19 protein-coding genes and 1 tRNA gene are annotated in these 18,110 nt (G+C 33.3%); 6 read left to right on the forward strand and 14 right to left on the reverse strand.

All coding sequences use genetic code 11. The features are described 5' to 3' along the window. Positions 1-617: 617 nt before the first annotated feature. A complete protein-coding gene (locus L3V46_RS14650) occupies positions 618-1,907 on the reverse strand; it encodes an alpha/beta fold hydrolase (protein ID WP_239046098.1) in 1,290 nt (429 codons plus the stop codon). An 815-nt stretch (positions 1,908-2,722) separates the two neighbouring features. Then, the gene (locus L3V46_RS14655; protein WP_239046099.1) at positions 2,723-3,976 is read right to left on the reverse strand and encodes an alpha/beta hydrolase; all 1,254 of its coding nucleotides are present in this window, start codon (positions 3,974-3,976) and stop codon (positions 2,723-2,725) included. A 563-nt stretch (positions 3,977-4,539) separates the two neighbouring features. Between L3V46_RS14655 and L3V46_RS14660 the strand changes: the two genes are divergently transcribed. The 3 genes from L3V46_RS14660 to L3V46_RS14670 all read left to right on the forward strand — a co-directional run bounded on the left by L3V46_RS14660 (position 4,540) and on the right by L3V46_RS14670 (position 6,665). Continuing rightward, positions 4,540-5,241, forward strand: a complete 702-nt coding sequence (locus L3V46_RS14660) for a DUF3820 family protein (protein ID WP_239046100.1) — start codon at positions 4,540-4,542, stop codon at positions 5,239-5,241. Between the two features lie 85 nt (positions 5,242-5,326). Continuing rightward, positions 5,327-6,022, forward strand: coding sequence for a hypothetical protein (locus L3V46_RS14665; RefSeq protein ID WP_239046101.1), 696 nt, complete (start codon positions 5,327-5,329; stop codon positions 6,020-6,022). 352 nt (positions 6,023-6,374) lie between these two features. Next, positions 6,375-6,665, forward strand: coding sequence for a hypothetical protein (locus tag L3V46_RS14670; RefSeq protein ID WP_004721964.1), 291 nt, complete (start codon positions 6,375-6,377; stop codon positions 6,663-6,665). Positions 6,666-6,748: 83 nt separating this feature from the next. On the opposite strand, the gene L3V46_RS14675 is transcribed toward L3V46_RS14670, so the two are convergent. The 4 genes from L3V46_RS14675 to L3V46_RS14690 form a co-directional block, all read right to left on the reverse strand. Next, on the reverse strand, positions 6,749-6,976 hold the full coding sequence (locus L3V46_RS14675; protein WP_004721965.1) for a hypothetical protein: 228 nt from the start codon (positions 6,974-6,976) through the stop codon (positions 6,749-6,751). A gap of 1,295 nt (positions 6,977-8,271) precedes the next feature. Then, on the reverse strand, positions 8,272-8,454 hold the full coding sequence (locus L3V46_RS14680) for a CopG family transcriptional regulator (RefSeq protein ID WP_034618273.1): 183 nt from the start codon (positions 8,452-8,454) through the stop codon (positions 8,272-8,274). Positions 8,455-8,700: 246 nt separating this feature from the next. Beyond that, positions 8,701-9,057, reverse strand: a complete 357-nt coding sequence (locus L3V46_RS14685) for a roadblock/LC7 domain-containing protein (RefSeq protein ID WP_239046102.1) — start codon at positions 9,055-9,057, stop codon at positions 8,701-8,703. 591 nt (positions 9,058-9,648) lie between these two features. Further along, entirely contained in the window at positions 9,649-9,843 is a 195-nt protein-coding gene (locus L3V46_RS14690; RefSeq protein WP_004721972.1) for a hypothetical protein, read from the reverse strand. A gap of 398 nt (positions 9,844-10,241) precedes the next feature. Between L3V46_RS14690 and L3V46_RS14695 the strand changes: the two genes are divergently transcribed. Beyond that, on the forward strand, positions 10,242-10,679 hold the full coding sequence (locus L3V46_RS14695; protein WP_239046103.1) for an SRPBCC domain-containing protein: 438 nt from the start codon (positions 10,242-10,244) through the stop codon (positions 10,677-10,679). Between the two features lie 483 nt (positions 10,680-11,162). Here L3V46_RS14695 and L3V46_RS14700 read toward each other — a convergent pair whose 3' ends face one another. Further along, a complete protein-coding gene (locus tag L3V46_RS14700; protein ID WP_004820051.1) occupies positions 11,163-11,429 on the reverse strand; it encodes a DUF2164 domain-containing protein in 267 nt (88 codons plus the stop codon). A gap of 319 nt (positions 11,430-11,748) precedes the next feature. On the opposite strand from L3V46_RS14700, the gene L3V46_RS14705 reads away from it, so the two are divergent. Together L3V46_RS14705 and L3V46_RS14710 are read left to right on the forward strand one after the other, a co-directional pair. Further along, positions 11,749-11,961, forward strand: coding sequence for a hypothetical protein (locus tag L3V46_RS14705; protein WP_239046104.1), 213 nt, complete (start codon positions 11,749-11,751; stop codon positions 11,959-11,961). Positions 11,962-11,973: 12 nt separating this feature from the next. Then, positions 11,974-13,023 (forward strand): linear amide C-N hydrolase, encoded by a 1,050-nt coding sequence (locus L3V46_RS14710; protein WP_239046105.1) that lies wholly within the window; start codon positions 11,974-11,976, stop codon positions 13,021-13,023. Positions 13,024-13,270: 247 nt separating this feature from the next. Here L3V46_RS14710 and L3V46_RS14715 read toward each other — a convergent pair whose 3' ends face one another. The 7 genes from L3V46_RS14715 to L3V46_RS14745 form a co-directional block, all read right to left on the reverse strand. Continuing rightward, on the reverse strand, positions 13,271-13,519 hold the full coding sequence (locus L3V46_RS14715) for a helix-turn-helix transcriptional regulator (protein ID WP_239046106.1): 249 nt from the start codon (positions 13,517-13,519) through the stop codon (positions 13,271-13,273). After that, a complete protein-coding gene (locus tag L3V46_RS14720; RefSeq protein ID WP_004820043.1) occupies positions 13,516-13,893 on the reverse strand; it encodes a hypothetical protein in 378 nt (125 codons plus the stop codon). Before L3V46_RS14720 ends, L3V46_RS14715 begins: the two co-directional genes overlap by 4 nt. Before the next feature lie 247 nt (positions 13,894-14,140). Further along, a tRNA-Met gene (locus L3V46_RS14725) sits at positions 14,141-14,217 on the reverse strand. A 510-nt stretch (positions 14,218-14,727) separates the two neighbouring features. Then, on the reverse strand, positions 14,728-14,940 hold the full coding sequence (locus tag L3V46_RS14730; protein ID WP_004721987.1) for a hypothetical protein: 213 nt from the start codon (positions 14,938-14,940) through the stop codon (positions 14,728-14,730). 181 nt (positions 14,941-15,121) lie between these two features. Further along, entirely contained in the window at positions 15,122-15,400 is a 279-nt protein-coding gene (locus L3V46_RS14735) for a hypothetical protein (RefSeq protein WP_239046107.1), read from the reverse strand. Between the two features lie 1,214 nt (positions 15,401-16,614). After that, positions 16,615-16,830 (reverse strand): cold-shock protein, encoded by a 216-nt coding sequence (locus L3V46_RS14740; RefSeq protein WP_004721990.1) that lies wholly within the window; start codon positions 16,828-16,830, stop codon positions 16,615-16,617. A 384-nt stretch (positions 16,831-17,214) separates the two neighbouring features. Then, complete coding sequence (locus L3V46_RS14745) at positions 17,215-18,054, reverse strand: sterol desaturase family protein (RefSeq protein ID WP_239046108.1); 840 nt, start codon at positions 18,052-18,054, stop codon at positions 17,215-17,217. Positions 18,055-18,110 lie beyond the last annotated feature (56 nt).

The raw sequence follows: 18,110 nt of genomic DNA on the forward strand, positions 1-18,110 counted from the left end.
TTCTGAAATATTTAAAAAAATTAGGTAATTAGCACCATATTCACTAGAATAATGCTATATTTTTACAACCTTACACTTGCTTTTACATTTATATGCAAGTGTATTATATTTCACACATTATCTAAATTTTGCAAATTATAACGTTAAGAAAATATATTTTTGATTGTTTTAATTTAAAAAAATCTTAACAATATCCATAAAACATATTTAAATTTCAACTAATTTAAGATGATTAATCCTTAGATTTATCTGAGATAAACATATAGAAACTGCGACTAAATACAATTAAATTCAAAACCATAACCTATCTCAATTTGATATTTCTGCATTAAAGCTCCTCCCTCAAACTCTAAACCAGAAAAATGCCACTTTAACGAGACTCAATTCAGATTAACCATAGAAAATGCCTTGCTTTAAAAAAGATAAGCAATATTCACTTTGCAAAGCAGAGAATTTAAAAATCAAAAAATGATCCTGTTAAATGAATCATATTGGTATTGAAAGTGCCTTCTCTCTGAAAGAGAGAAGGCTAGGATAAGGAGATTTATTGTTGATCAATCGTTTAAAAAATGACTGATAAAAGAAGTCTGTTGTTAGAACTAAATCACACTCAAAAATTACTTAGCTAACAGGTTTTTAACATCTTCTAACAACTGTCCATTTTCAACATTGGCACTGAATACGGTGAGGTGATCCCAATCAGGATGGGTTCTATAATCAATTTTAGTGGTTAGAGCACGTGCCTGTGCCACCATCGCATTTGTTGCCCGCGGTAATACAATCAGGTCTTTGTCTCCCTGATAAATAATAATTGGTGTCTTAATAAGCGTTTGCAGTGGTGGTAGGTCTTTATCCAGAAATTGCCTTACAATCGGATGCTGGGTATACCCCTCATTTTTACGAGGATAGCCAACTAGACTTCCTTCATTATTCCTAGCATAAGTTCTCATTGGTCCCCTAAAATTAAGAGCCATCAATATAAGACATTGATTTCCACCTTCAGCTTTCTCAGCAATTTTATCCGTCGGTGATTTAAATACGATACTATAGACAGGCTCAGTCGGATAAGCACTTTTCATCCCAGCTGCCATATAGGCCGTTAAGGTATCTAGTATCATATAGCTATTTATTTGAGCTTGTACATCCTTATTATTTGCCACCGCCATATCTGATAAGCTTTCAATCATTTCCAGATTATTTGCGGGTGCCAATGCAACTGCGCCTTTATAGTCCATATTGGCACGGGCTGCATATTGTGCCGCGCCTAAGGCCGCATGCCCACCTTGTGAGACACCAACAACTGTCCATTTGTTGGATGCCTTATTGCCTAACCAACTTTTGGTTGCCACCACCGCATCGGTAATTGAATAGGCTGCACTTTTTAAATGTAAAAACGGATGGATTTCCGTTCCACTCGGTTCACCCAACCCTTCATAATCGGGAGCAACCACAACATAGCCTGCTTGAACAAAGCTATCGATCATTTTTTGAGTATGCACATCTGGGAGTAAGCCCCCTCTCACAATTGGATTTCTACTTGGCGCACAATCGTCTCCTACCCCCACACTACCATGTGCCCAAGCCACAATTGGCCACCCTCCAGCGGGTGGTTCTGTTTTAGGGGTAAAGACCAATGCGGTAGCTTGAGTTTCCTGCCCTTTGATACCTTGCATTTTATAAGTCATTACCACACCTTCTTCTGCATTCGGTACGGTATAATATTCCTTATCATAATCTTCAAGGACATATGGCACTGGTGTATTTACCACTGGGTTTTGAATGTTGTTAACATCTGCATTGACATTTGTACTTGTGGTCGAATTATCCCCCTTGTTATCACTACCGCCACAGGCAGTGAGAAATAGACCAGATCCCAGCAACATTACGGTGAGTAAATTTAATTTCATATGATTCATCCTTGTTTATCATTTTTTCTATCACTTTATTGCTAACAAATCATTTGTTAACACGATCCCCTTGATCGCTGATCTTTTGCTTGATGACTTTTTAAATTACGTCACTACTGCACAATATTTAAGCTCAGCTTTATTATAATTTAGCCATAAATAAAAATTTAGCAAGTTACATTTGACCTTTAAGTATTTTAAAATATTTAAAAAAATTAAGTAATTGCTTATAAATTCACGAAAATACTGTCGTATTCATATAGCCTTATACTCACTTTTTTATTTATAAAGAATTTATTTACAATTCACATTTTATGTAAATATTGTGAATTATGACGGTAAGAATAGATACTTTTGATTGTTTAAATTTAAAAAAATCTTAACAATAGTTACAAAACATGTTTAAATTTCAAGCAATTCAAGTTGGTTAATCTTTAGATTTATCAAGGGAAATACATAAAAAAATTGAGACCAAATACAATTAAATTCAAAACCATAACCTCTTTTGATTGGATATTCCGGTAATAAAGCATTCCCTTTCCTCAAAGCCTAAACCAGAAAAATGTCACTTTTACCAGACTCAATTCAGATTAGCCATAGAAAACGCCTTTCTCTAAAAAAATAAGCAGTATTCACTTTGCAAAGCAGAGGATTTAAAAGTCAAAAAATGATCCTGTTAAATGAATCATATTGGTATTGAAGGTGCCTTCTCCCTTTACGGGAGAAGGCTAGGATGAGGGGGATTTATTGTTGGTCTATGCTTTTAAAAAGGACTGATAAAAGCAGCCTATTATTCGAACTGAAACACACAAAATTTAATTGGCAAGCATGCTCTTAATATCCTCTAGCAGTTGTCCATTATCAACATTGGCGGTAAATGAACCCGTATGATCCCAACTCGAATTGGTTCTATAATCAATTTTGGTGGTTATAGCACGTGCCTGAGCCACCAAAGCATCCGTTGCTTGTGGTAATACAACAGTATCTTTACCACCCTGATAAATAATAATTGGGGTTTTAACCAGCGTTTGTAACGGTTGTGAATCTTTAGTCAAAAATTGTCTTACGATTGGATCATTCTTATAGCCTTCTTTTTTACGCGGATAACCTTTAAGACTTCCGTTCTTAATATTATAAGCAGTCATTGGCAATATAAAAGCCGTTCCCATTGCTGCAATACATTCTCTTTCTGCTTTTTCAGCAATTTTATCTGTTGGTGTTTTAAATATAATACTGTATACAGCCTCGCTTGGATTGACTGCCTTTATCCCCGCTGCCATATAAGCTGTTAAAGTATCCAGTGCAGCATAACCGCCGATCTGAATTAACCCATCCGCATCTGCTAAAGCCATTTCTGACAGGTTTTCGATCAATTCCAGATTATTTGCTGGTGCCATTGCAACTGCACCCTTATAGTCCATATTGGCACGGGCGGCATACTGTGCCGCACCTAATGCTGCATGACCACCTTGCGAGATCCCAGCAACCGCCCATTTGTTGGACGCTTTATTGCCTAACCAACTTTTGGTTGCCACCACAGCATCGGTAATTGAATAAGCTTCACTTTTTAAATTTAAAAATGGATGGATCTCCTTCTCGCTCGGTTCTCCCATACCCTCATAATCTGGCGCAACCACCACATAACCTGCTTTAACAAAGTCATCGACCATTTTTTGAGTATGCACATCGGCTATAGGCACAAATAATTTATTTTTACTCGGTGCACACTTGTCAGCAACACCAGTCGTTCCATGTGCCCAAGCCACAATTGGCCAACCTCCAGCAGGCGGTGCAGTTTTAGGGGTAAAGACCAATGCAGTTGCCTGAGTTTCTTGTCCCGTGATGCCTTTCATTTTATAAGTCATCACCACACTCTCATCCGCATTGGGCGGAAGAACATCATTTTTAATATTATAGGGTACTGGTGTATTGACCACTGGATTTTGAATATTGTTTACATCTACATCTGAACCTGCCGATGAATGATCACTTTTATCGTCATCACCACCACATGCAGTTAGAAATAGCGTAGATCCAGTCAATAACACTGAAAGTAATTTTAATTTCATATAATTCTTCCTTTTTATCTTTTTTCTATCACGTCAGCAGGGTCAACCCATCGTTTGCCAGCGCTGATCCAATAGATCACTCATCTTAATTTAATGTTTATGTTGTTATTACTTCATAATACCTGGCAATCTTTAAGCTAGGCTTTATTACAATTAAGTCATAAATATAAATTTATCAAATGAGATTTAATCTTTAAAACATATTAAATTATCTCATCAATCCAATTTTTTATTTATTAATCAACTGAATTTAATGTGGTTTTTATAGACCAATCAGCATAAATTAATTTCATAATATTCAGGTTTTAATATATTTTTCACAGTTTTAACAATGAGTGGGTTCTTATCAATGATGAATTTCATGATTTAAATTTCAATCAATTTTTAAGTACTTATTTTAAGTATTTTTAAGACAATTCACACTAAAAAAACTGATTCTGCGTGTGATTTAAGCAAAAGCCAGCACTTATCTGGATTTTAGATGGGTTTCATTTGTATTTGGCGTCTAAAAAAGCTAGTTTAATAAGGCGCTCTTTCTTATCTATTTGTTGAGGAACAAAGGTATGCAAGCAATTATTCTAGATACTGAAACTCATACACTCAATGGATTGCCCATTGAAATTGCTTATGCACCGATTCAAATTCAAGAAGGGAAATTAAGCTTAGATCGTGAACAAATGTTCGATCAACTTTATAGTATTGGTAATGAAAAAGTTTCTTTTGGCTCAATGGCGGTTCACCATATCCTAGAATCTGATCTTGTCGGGCAACCTGATTTTTCCAGCTTTGAACTTCCTCAGCACACCCAGTATATCATTGGGCATAATATTGATTATGATATTCGCGCGATCCAACAATGTGGCGTAGATACTGCTCATATCAAAGCCATTTGTACGCTGGCACTTGCTCGTCTTGTTTGGCCTGATGCTGAAGCGCACAATATATCAGCACTGATTTATATGATCAGTAAAGGCAGTGAGAAAGCACGTGAAATGTTAAAAGGTGCGCATCGTGCAGATGCCGATATTATTTTAACTGCAAATATTCTCATGCATATTGTTTATCAACTCAAAATTCAAAGCATTGAAGAATTATATAAAGCCTCAGAAGATGCGCGTATCCCACGCAGTATTAACTTTGGCAAGCATCGTGGAACAGCGATTGCAGAATTACCCAAAGACTATGTGCAATGGTTACTTCGTCAAGATGAACTTGATCCTTATTTACGCAAAGCTTTAGAGAATGCAAACATCGTCACACTTTAAGCTGATGATTTGTAACAATAAAGTCATATTAGTGTAATTTTCATTCTTTACTCTAGGGTCAATTTATTGGGGAATAATTTGACTCATGGATCACTATTTTAAAACTGACTTGGGAATTCAGACTTTAAAACACCGCTCAATTCAACTCACTGCTCGCCAAAGACAATTATTGCTTCTTATTGGCACAGATGATTTTAAAATTTTGAATAGTGCACTAAAGCAACGGCTTGCAACACCAGAACTTATTCAACAATTAGAAGAGCTTGGTCTAATTTTTCAGAATCAAGTGAATGGTGCGCCTCAAGTTAAGTCAAAAATAACATCAGAATCGTCCAAGATTGAACAATCAAATCAGCGCACCCCTTCAAATCTGACAACTGAAATTGGCTTTAAACCGTCGCCTAAAGCAGTTGAAAATCCAACAATTATTAGCGATACCCAGGCCAGTCAAAATACAAAATCAGCAGATCCAAACCCCATCCAGCAAAGCGTTAGCACTGTCACACCTACACTGGTAGCGCATGCCGAAACGACGCCAGAGCTGAATTATATAAATTTTGATGACATCAAACACAAAATGTCTACCCTGCTACAGACGCATTGCGGCTTGATGACCAAACAATTGGTCATGCAAATACAGCAGGCAAAATCAATTCGAGATATTAAATTTTGCCAAATGCAGTGGATTACCGCACTTCAAGAAAGTCGAATTTCTCCCCAAGAATTAAACCAAACCATGCAACAAATTAATTATTCACTCCAACATCTACAATCATCTTAAATCGATCCTAAATATTTATTTCAATTTATCCACTTAGAATGACAAATGAAGTGCTTTAAAGTCATTCTAAGTCTTTTTATTTAAGGGTATTTTTGATTTATTTCCGAATATCAAAATCTTAAAGCCAAATAAGCTAACGCCAATAAATCAAAGTTTTATGTATATTGAGATGATTTAAAGGCCAATGTTATCCCGACTTTGCAATTTTAAATGAGAGAAATACCGATTAATTTTTAAACCGACTTAAGCGTATTCCCAGACATTCATATCTCTTTACAAAATCACATTGTCTGTTTTAGACGCATTCGGTAGAATTATGGGCACGCCAATGATTTAAAACAATTAGACAATTATGACTCAATACCTTACAAAATCGACCAACCAAACAGCTTTAGAACTTTCAAATTTTTATCCAACGTTTGAACAATGTTTAAATGCTGTATCCAATATTAAATATCAAAAAGATTTACGTATCAAAAGCGATCCTATTTCATCTCAACATATTTTGGTTGAAAGCTATTCTCGAGGGACACTTCAAGATAAGTTTAAAATTGAAAAAAATGCAATTGAGCATGCAAACAAAAACCGCTTGGCCTTATATCATCTTGTTGCCGTTACACTCGATCATTTTAAAGCTGCTTAATATTCACAAAGCCTTTTAAACTGATTAAAAATAAAACGTGTTGGGCTTTTTCACCCAACACGTTTTTTAATTGATGATAAAAATTAGCTGACTTGTTCAATCACACGATAAATACTGTCACTTTCTTTGCTTTCAAAAAGCAACTCAATACTTGGTAAGATTTTCTCACCATCCACAACGATATGATCAATTTTTTGGAACAATGATAAATTATCTGTGTCTTCATGCTCTTGCAGCTTATTTAACCAAGCCATCGCATTCAGCTCATTACTATATTGATCCTTGACCCTTACTGTAATCATTTCAGTCATTTTTCTGTCCTCTTTTTTATATACTGTTTTCTTATAGCATGCGCCAAACTAAAAATTAGCTTAAAGTTGTTAGATTTTATGGCAATGTTAAAAATTAGCTACATTACTATTTTTTTTATTTATAAAATATAGAGTTACTTTGAATACTTTGTGTAAATACAGCTTGATTCAATTATTTCATGACGTTTCAAAAATCAGAAAAAGAAAAGCCCGCATTTCTGCGAGCTTTTTATGTTGGAAAGCTAGTGCTTATTTTTTATTTGAACTGGAGTCACAAATTCAACAAGCCGTCATTGATCTGTCCAACTACTTCGTAGCGTCTTAGCGACCTACTGTAGTTTTAATATAGTCAGATGCGCTTTGATCTGCAAGATGCAGTAACATTATTGAACGATATCACAGCAATTTTGAAATTGAATATTTTTTTAATTGGTAGATAATAGATAAGTTTGATTGACTATAATTTAATATTGATCAACCTTAAAAAATCTAAATAACATTAAATAAAAACGAACCCGTAAAAATTATTTTATAAAAATAACCTATAAATCTGCCACACGAGATCATCTATAGCATTGATCATCATTAAAATTTATATATCATCAGCAGTATTAGATGTCTTTTCATAAATCAAAAAGCAATCATGTTGAGTAAATCATATTGGTATTGATAGCCCCCTTCTCCCTCTATTTATCTAAACACATTTTCTCGATTTTACTTTTATTGCTGTAATTCAAATTGCTTTTAAAACACCTACAATATTGTCTAGACTGCGTGTACTTTAAATTTTCAGGAATATGTATACCGAAACATTCCGTCTCAATATTTCCTTTTTGTGATAAAGGGAGCTCTGCTTTACTGAGCAAAATACCAAGACCAAATGCAATAAGCATGGCAAAAAAGATTAAACCTTTATAATGGATGATTTGCTTGACCATGAGTGGCTAAATTTATAGAACATGATGAAGCTAATCCTAGCTTAAACTTTCCTGTTTTTTATTTTTATTTTTAAAAATAATTTGATAACAAATAAGGGAGTTAACATGCGCTGATCTTTTAAAGCAAAATAAATATACAGGTCTGTCAACTAAAATTTTTCAACAGCTTATACCACTTTTGGGCGTGGCTCATTTTATTCTATATGATTGCTTAAAAATTTTAATCATCAAAAAAATATGGCGCACGCAATGATAATTTTCGTTTTAAAGCATTATTTTTATGCGCTAAAAAAAATTAGAAAGATCAAACAAACCTTACGGCTCGATAAAATATTTATAAACAGAGAAAGCTGTACTCTATTTGCTTTTTTTTATGGGTAATTGAGTTGAATATTCAACATCATGCTTATCTAAATATTCACGGATCAATTGACGAACAACCTGAGATGGCTTTAAATCCTGACGATTACATAAGTCCTCAAAAGCTTGTTTTTTATTTGGATCAATTAAAATTGTTAATCTTGCTGTTTTGTTTTCCATAGCTTATTCCCTTAAATTTATTAGAAATAAAATTGTAATAACATTTAAATTTTTTTCAATGATAATTTTTATCACATAACACACACTTCTCAATATATACCATTGAATTTAAATTACTTATTTTCTGATTTTAGCAATAAATCAGCTATAAATTATTGTGAATGTTATTGAATATTTTTATTTTAAAACGAAAAAGTACCTAAAAGGCTATTACAACAACGCGATGCAATAGCCAAACATTGATACTTAAGAGAAATCTAATTCTTTTTCAAAAATTCTGAGTTCATGTCGTGCCATTGCCAAATTAGATTTTTGGCGATCTAAGACTAAATATAAAAATAAGTTACTGTTCTTATCTAGATGTCTTAATAAGTGATACTGTTTTCCTAAGGTAATTAAAATATCATCAATCGTATCACGTAAATTTAAAGCTTCTGCTGTTTTCATTTTTGCTTTTAAAACCTCCGTATTTCCAGCAGCCGCAAGTTCCAAATCAATTCCCGTTCCATAAGAAGCCAATGATAACCCACTTGTGCTATCAACAAGTGCTGTTGCCGTGAACCCATCAATTTCAGTTAAAGGTGTTAAGTCAATTTTAGCCATTTATATATGCCTTTTATTAAGTGGAGATAATATGAGTCGCTTTTAAAGCACCCTCATGTTTAAAAAGTATCATGAAATTATAATATAATATTATTTTATGATAATAATTTGTAACTTTTTTTAATTTAAACAAAGGATTAGGCCAGTATTAATCTACAATTAAAATGTTTTATCTGGCATAAAAAGCACTGATTAAATTTTAATTCTGTATAAAAAAGTATGAATATAAATGTGAATAAATGACTTGTTTTTCGATAAATTAAAACACGAAAAATTAACAATATGGAATAAAATAATTTAAATACAAATATTTATTATAAAACTCTAATTTACAGGGAAATTAACCACGAAATATTTTAAATCTTTACTATTTCAGATATATACAATATTTATTAAGGTATTTATTATATTTCTTTTCATTTATATATTTAGGATGGCCTAAGATCAATATTATTTTCATATTAAAAAATATGATGCTTAAAATATAGACGATGTGGCTATGTCATTGTAAAAACCCAAGCCTAAAGAACAAACTTTACACTTTTCTGACAAGCTAAGTTTTTTGGAACTCACTTAATAGGATGTTATGTATTAAGCCATCAACCAAATTTTATAAAATTCCTGAATGTCTGACTCTAAAAACTCGTCACAGTCACTATCGTATACAAATGTTTTTTGTTCTAATAAATATTCAGCTTGATGTTCCATCAAGTATTTCTTTAAAAAGTTTTTAAATTCGTTGGCACGCTCTGGGAAAATATGCTCTCCATCATAAAAAATCATCATAATTACCTCTATAAAACCACTAAATCACCTGTCTAGTTTACACAAAAACAAGTCACGATTCAAACTAATAAAAAATTCAGTGAAATATATCACAATAAATTAAAAGTCTTTTATGAGCAGAATCATATAAGGTGCTCAACAATTTATAGTTTTTAAACGAAGCTACTTTTTATTGATTAAAATATTGAATTTATTCTTTATGCTGATTGCTTTTTAAGTATAAAAAATGAATCATATCAAGACGTAGCTTAGAACAATGCAGAAAAATCCAACAACTATCATTTTATTCAATAACTTAATATAACCGACCTCTTAACAAAGTAAGGTTAATTTTAGCGATATTCAAAGTTGAAATAAGTGTATATTGGATAAAATACAAGCGAGTCAAAAGAGCAAATATGAAATTTGAAATAACCACAGAAATTTTAATCAATGCACCCATTGATACTGTTTGGAAAACCCTCACAAATTTTGAAGATTATAAAAATTGGAATCCATTTATCATCAATGTTTCAGGAGAAACCCATCAAGGTGGCAAGATCAATGTCACTATACAAAATGATGCGACAAGTAAAATGTCTTTTAAAGCGCTTGTGCTTGAAAATCAGGAAAATAAACAATTTAGCTGGCGCGGAAAATTATTGGTGAAGGGAATATTTGATGGAGAACATAAATTTAGATTAGAACAAATATCCAATAATCAAACCAAATTGATCCATAGTGAAGCGTTTAGTGGCATTTTAGTCAAACCATTTCTAAAGAATTTACAGACCAAAACCAAGCCCGGTTTTGAACGAATGAATCATGCGCTTAAAGTAAAATTAGAGAGTCAATAGAAGCCTTCATCGAGCACATCGGCTAGAACTAAAAGCAACATCACTTGCTCGCTATATTTGCGATCCAGCAATCTAGGGAGGATTACAGAATGAACATGGAGATGCCGACTTCGCTTTAGTGTTAGTCTCGATATTGAGGAATGGATAAACAAATTTTTAATAAAATTATAAATCAGACCTTTAACGAGGTGAGCTTTGACTCGATCATGATTTTATTAACGCCAACACGGAAAAAGTGAACAGGGTTCTATCCACTCGGATTTAAATTGGATGGTGCGATCACTATAAGCAATCAGCTTTTTTTCAGATATCGGCTTAATAAATCTTCTATCGAAAGAACCGAGTAAGCACTATGCAAAAATACTTAGATGGGGCTTTCTAAAAGCGTCTCAGCATGAATGATCATAAATCAGTGAAACCTTACTGCTGACCTTATAACATCAAGTACTGAAATCATGCTGGATACGATTTCTAAGATGTTGTTTATTTTGCTTTGTTTACTTTTTCTTTAGACAAAATAAATAAATCTTCATTTAAATGAGCGAATCTTTCTGCCAACCATTCATGGGTATCATTGAGCGCTTGATTGTAAAAATGATGGCCAAACTCGTCTACAATAAAATCAAATAAAAACTGTGCTGGAAAGTTGCCTAGATCCAAGTCTAGTTCCTTTAAGGCATATTTTTTCAATGAAAAAATTAACTGTTCACGCGTAAACTCATCAAATGTAATTATTTGCTTTTTAGCCATAGTCTTTATTCTGAAAATAACGAGAGCCCATTACAATACTTATTCAGTGCTTTTTCAATCTTAGAGCGACTTATCATGTCGTACATTTTGATTTTTCTATCGGCTTGAACATCTAGAGATGTACAGCACAGAATCCGCACAAGTTACTGTAATTTAAAATAATAAATATAGAACAAATTAATCAATAAAGCTAAAAGATCTTAAATTCAATAAAGTCAGCGCCTTTTTAGCGGGGACAATTTTTTAAAATATTTCTATCTAAAATATAAAAATCAGTGCTAGTATAATAATTAAGCACATAGAAAAAATGTGAAATTTTATGAACTTTAATAAATATTTATTTATAACGATTGGTATTATTTTGAATCAGCCTGCTTTTGCAAAATGCTTCAGCAATTCTTTTGATGTTACGACAAAGTTAAATATTAATTTACCTGCCTTTGCTTTTGAAAAAAATTATAAATCCAATAACTTTCATTGGAATATTCCACAACAAGGCCCTGTTCTGGGCATTTATTTACCAATTTTTTGAGAGGGAATGATAATGAATAATGCTTTGAAAAAGATATTACTTGCTGCGGGCGTTCTAGTCGCAGCAGAAGTCAGCACTGCATGTACACGTGTAGTGTATCTAGGTGACAATAATGAGGTCATTACTGCACGCTCTATGGACTGGAAACAAGACGTAGGGACAGATTTATGGATTTTACCCAGTAATGTCAAACGTACAGGCTTAGCTGGTCCAAATTCTATTCAGTGGGCGTCTAAATATGGGAGTGTTGTGGCAACAGGTTATGGCGTATCCACAACAGATGGAGTAAATGAAAAAGGATTAGTGGCTAACTTACTCTGGTTAGTCGAATCTGATTATCCAGATCCGAAAAAGAACAACAAACCACCACTGAGCATTTCACTGTGGGCACAATATGTTTTAGACAACTATGCAACTGTAGATGAAGCTGTACGTGCTTTAGAAAAACAGCCTTTTATTGTTGTTACAGATACTGTTCCAGGTGATACACGACTCACTACCCTGCACCTCTCTATTTCTGATGCATCTGGTGATAGTGCTATTATTGAGTACATTGACGGTAAGCAAGTGATTCATCATAACCGCAAATATCAGGTGATGACCAATTCCCCAATCTTTGATCAGCAATTGGCGCTGAACAGTTATTGGCAACAAATCGGCGGAACCGTCATGCTACCGGGAACCAATCGTGCCTCAGATCGCTTTGCAAGAGCATCATTTTATATCAATGCAATACCTAAAAATGCTTCACCTGAGCATTCTATCGCCAGTGTTTTTGGTGTAATCAGAAATGTCTCTGTACCCTTTGGATTAAATACAGCGGAAGAACCAAATATTTCTTCTACACGTTGGCGTACTGTGGTTGACCATAAGAGAAGCCTTTACTTTTTTGAATCTGCAGTATCACCCAATGTATTTTGGGTGGATTTAAAAGAGATTAATTTCAAAGATGGACAAACCAAAAAATTGACCTTAGGTAAAGACCAAGCAATCACCTATTCAGGGAAATCAAATGCTTATTTTAAAACATCAAAGCCATTTCAATTTTTAGGAATCAATTGATTTTAAGCCATAGCTCACTGATTTTTTTATAAAGTGTAACTATAGATACACATGTCAAACTCATGTGCTTCAAATGAAAGTCTGCTCAAAAGCAAGCCTCCTGAAGTGGAGGCTTACTTAAAAATTTATGCTCAGCTGGACCACTTATGCCCATTTCACTGACTAAACCCAATAAGAAAAATTGGTCATTTCTTAGTAGTACTTGCTCAAATCGATAAAATAATATTAAAAAAAATATTCAAATACACTATTTTTTAGCGGCAGAATTTTCTGCTTTTATAACGTCATTTTCATTGTCAAAACTTTCTTCATCTTTAAAAATTGCTTCAATTGATCGGTTAAATAATTTCGCAATTTTAAATGCCAAAGGTAAGCTAGGATCATAGCGCTGTTTTTCAATCGCATTGATCGTCTGGCGAGAGACTCCCAAATATTCTGCTAATTGTTGCTGAGACCAACCTTGCTGCGCTCTCAATTCAGATAAGATATTTTTCATCGATAACGCCAGCTCCCAATTGCAATACCAACACCCCACAACGTTGCCATTAGAGGCCATACAAAAAACATAGAAAGATGTGGAAAGCCAATATTTTCAAGAAATCCATAGCTAAATGTAATCAGTGCGGTACCTACGAATGCGAGCGCAAAAGCTTGTAATTGGATGTGTTGTTGCATTTCATCTAAGCGTGCTAATTGCCTGAGTACACTCCAGCCCACCAAAATACAGGGAATTATCGGCAATAATGTCACAAAAATTTGTGTTGAATAACGGATATCGTCATTCTTTAAATAATTTAATGAACAAATAAGCACAACAACATAAAGCAGTATTGATGCACTAAACTCAATCAGAGATCTATATTTTTTCATACGGCAATCATGTAAAGTAAGCTTTACACAAATTTAGATCAAATAGCGCACCATGTAAAGCATACTTTACATATTATTTTTATTTTAACTTAGACAACAAAGTTGAAATGCGCCTTCAATTGTCATTTTTTCACGGTATTTATCCGCGCTTTGATTATAAATTTCTAAAGCTAACTGATTTAAAAGCATAAAAAAAACCTAGTAAGCATGAAGCAAACTAGGCTATAAACTTTGAATCTTTTTTCGTTGGTAGCGGGAGCTGGATTTGAACCAACGACCTTCGGGTTATGAGCCCGACGAGCTACCAGACTGCTCCATCCCGCATCAACGAAGCACCTTTATACGCCTTAAAGACAAGGAATACAACCTTTATTCTATATATGTTTAAAAGAATTATTGATGAGCATCCAGAACACGCTAAAACCATTCATTGTTGACTGATTATCGTATGCTCTTTTAACTTCAAAACACAACAGCTTAACCTTTTACTTAAGATTAAAAACCTAATATTTCGATAGCGATCTATTATACTTTTATCTTCATCAAGGCATCTTTAGCGCTTACCCAAATAATAATTTAATTCAACCAGTCATTAATATAGCATTAGAAAGCCCACTAAAAAGTGGGCTTATTTTTTGGAGGCGCATGAATGATGTGTGAGTCGCACAGCAATTCAAAAAAAGTATATCAGCCTTTATTTATTAATTAAATTAAACTATGTAACAAAAATTAGCCAAAGCGTGCTGCAATACAATGTTCAAATCAACAGCGAAGATTTGCCTTAGTCGCTATATAACTTGAAGCGATTAAAAAACCACCCGTAGGTGGCTCGATTTAAATCATAGGTTCCAAAATCTTATAAATTTTACCATTCTTGCTGCTTTCAAAAAGCATTTCGAAGTTAGGACGCAAAAGTTCATTTTCAACAATAATATATTTGATACGTTCATGAGTTTTATTTGGATTTATCACAACATCATCTAATGTTGCCTCAACTGCGTAACACTTTCCAAATTGATCCTTTACATTTATGTCGAGTTTATTCATAAAAAACACCTTAAAAAATTAAATAAAAACAGCTAAAACTGCTAACCAAAACATTCAATGATTATTAAATTTATGCTTGTACATCAAACGCAATTCAATATACTGCAAAAACAGTAAATTATTATAAAAATTTTTATTTACTTACATTTTAAGTGCTTATCAAAAAGATTGCGTCTTGATGCTACACAGGTTTTTTAGGATCTATTGCTTTTATCTCCTTTAAATCATCAAGATGAAGATCAAAAATACTTTCAATCATTTTTACTTTGGATTCACTGCTATCCTCAGACGTTTCAATCAAGTATTTTTTTGTTTGTTGGGTAAATTGAAAATAGTCTTCATAATTCACTGTTCCATTTTTTATTAGAAAACTGACTAAATTTCCGATGAGTAATCTTGTGACATGGTCACCCTCTAAGGTTGCCTCAACCAGCTTCCCAGCTAAAATTAATTTTTTCATCACATTACCATCCTTTGTATCGTTCACTTAATTTAACAAATTCATTTTTACTTGTCATATCAATAAAATATTCATTACTTAAGTTGGTTCAGATGTACGCTAGCTTTTGGCTTCTATTAGTGCAAATGCATCAATATTGATACTTCAACAATAATACTCATTTACTTGAATACAATTAAACAATCCCCTGCTTCGGTACTTGCAAAGCTGCTTTAAAGACCAATGTCCACTCTAGTATGTAGACCAATCATCAGCCTCAAAAACGGATTTATTCTAAACTTGCGCTGAGCTGATAAAAAAAGCCCTACATTTCTGTAAGGCTTTACCTTAATTTTGCGCTGACTAAGGATTTTTGTTATTTATTATTAGTAAAATAACAATTTAAATTTACTTTAAAATTAAATTATCGTCAACCCTTCCATTGTCTGTATAAAAAAATACCCACCGATAGAGTAAGTGGGTATATAAACTTGTGACATATGTTTAGCTAAACTTAATTTACATAACAAGAGTCTCACTTTCAATACCATTCATCGGCTATTTAATTTTACAATATTACAAATATCAGAATTTATTCACTCAATGATCGAGACTTCGTATGCTCACAGATACAGCCTCTATAAAACAATGAAAAACACCAGCCAATGCTACGCGCAAAGAAGGATAAAAATTAAATTCTATATAACTGATTTTAAATATTTTTTAATTAAATCGTTTTAAAATATGGCATCAAAGAAAAGTCTACTAGATTCTATTCACTTATCTAAATTATTATGGTTTATCAATCATATTCAACCAGAAAGACGCTATACATTTATCTCGACTATTTTACTGCGTTTTTATTATTAAAGAACAGATGTATAGTATCCGTGACCATTGGAGAGAGTGGTCTATAGACAATAAAGAAAGGCCCTACTAACCTGCATGATGCGGGTTTCTTTTTGTTTATTGATCTAGAAATAGCACAGCAGCCACACAGTCCCCCCGCATAGAAAAGGCAAGCTTTACACAGCAATTGATTAGATTTGCTTAAATTTTTTGCTGATAGGTGAATGATGGATTTTTTAAATAGGTCCGGTGTTTCAGTATAAATATAGCTTTGACACTAGGATAAAAAGTTATAGAAATAATTGAAATGTATAAATATGAATTAAAATAAAAATTTAGCGTTAAAAAAAGCACGATATCGTGCTTTTTTTACAACTTACTCTGAATTATAGCGGAGTAATGTTTACAGCGTTAGGACCTTTAGGACCTTGAGTGATACTGAATTCAACTTGTTGACCTTCAGCAAGAGTTTTGAAGCCAGAGTTAGCGATTTCGCTGAAATGAGCAAAAACGTCTGGACCTGATTCTTGTTGAATGAAACCGAAACCTTTAGTTTCGTTGAACCATTTAACTGTACCTTTAACAACATTTGAGTTTGACATAATCAATCCTACTGAGATTTAAAAATTTTAAGCCATTTTATGACTAGTGATAACGTCGAAAATAATAAAGAATTGAACTTAAAATCTGAATAAAACGAAGGATTATGACTAAAACTGCGATACTTAGAGAAGATTTACCAAAACATGACTTTTTTCTAGTTGGCTTTACTTTACAGGAAAAAAATAAATAATCAAGCCTTCTTATACATATTTAACTTTATTATGGATAAAGAATGACTTATCTATTTAGAACAGCTCTCATTTGAGAGCTTTCTCAAATAACTTACTTTCTCGATCATTGATAGAAAACCAATTGGCTTTCTATTTCACAAGAAAAAAATACCAATGTTCTATACATCAATTTTTCTTATGCTTACTTTAGGGTTACTTTTTAAATGGCCAGCGGAGTTGAGCCAAATATTGGTTGGGTATTTGACTACGCACACCAACTTGATCATCTTTAATTTTTTGATCTTCATAGTGAAAACTTCTAAACAAGATGTCCCAAAATATGAACACTTCTCCGAAATTCTTACGACCAAATCCATGTTTATGATGGATGCGATGTACTTCAGCTACAGCAAAAATATATTTGAAAGGACCAACACGATAATCAATATTTGCATGCTGAAAAAACAAATGCACGGCCATAAATATCATCCAACAACCAATCAGCAAACTTGGAGCCCCAAAAAGCGCGAGGATGATCAAACTAGGTCCAGCAAGTACGATTGCACTCAGGGGATGCCGCTTTTCAGCATTTAACCAATATAAACGGCGTGATTGATGATGAATCGCATGCAATTTCCATAAAAACCGATACTTGTGGCTTAGGTAATGCATGAACCATAGTCCAAAATCAATCACCACAGCAACAATCAATATCTGCCAAAATACCGAAATATGGTCGGGCCATAATCGTGGAACAAATCGGAAAAGATCAAACCATTCAATAATTTTTGAGACAGAAACGATCAAAAATAAATTAAAAATTGCATGGATGATATCTGTAACAAAATCTTGATGTGTATCCAGCCATTTTGCTTGATAAGGCAAAGAATACTCAACCCATGCAATCACTACGCCACTTAGCAAGATGAATAATATTGAACTTGGCCAATACGGAACTTGCCCTGAGACGATGAACATCATCATCCATACGGTTAACAGCATACAAAGCGGATAAAATAAATATCGCAGAGATATTTTAACAAAAGCGCTCATTTATAACTCCATTCAACAGAATACGTTTTAGGAGTATGCTGACTGGCTGGATAGAA

The sequence above is a fragment of the Acinetobacter sp. AG3 genome, from assembly GCF_022343575.1.
Taxonomy (GTDB): Bacteria; Pseudomonadota; Gammaproteobacteria; order Pseudomonadales; family Moraxellaceae; genus Acinetobacter; species Acinetobacter guillouiae.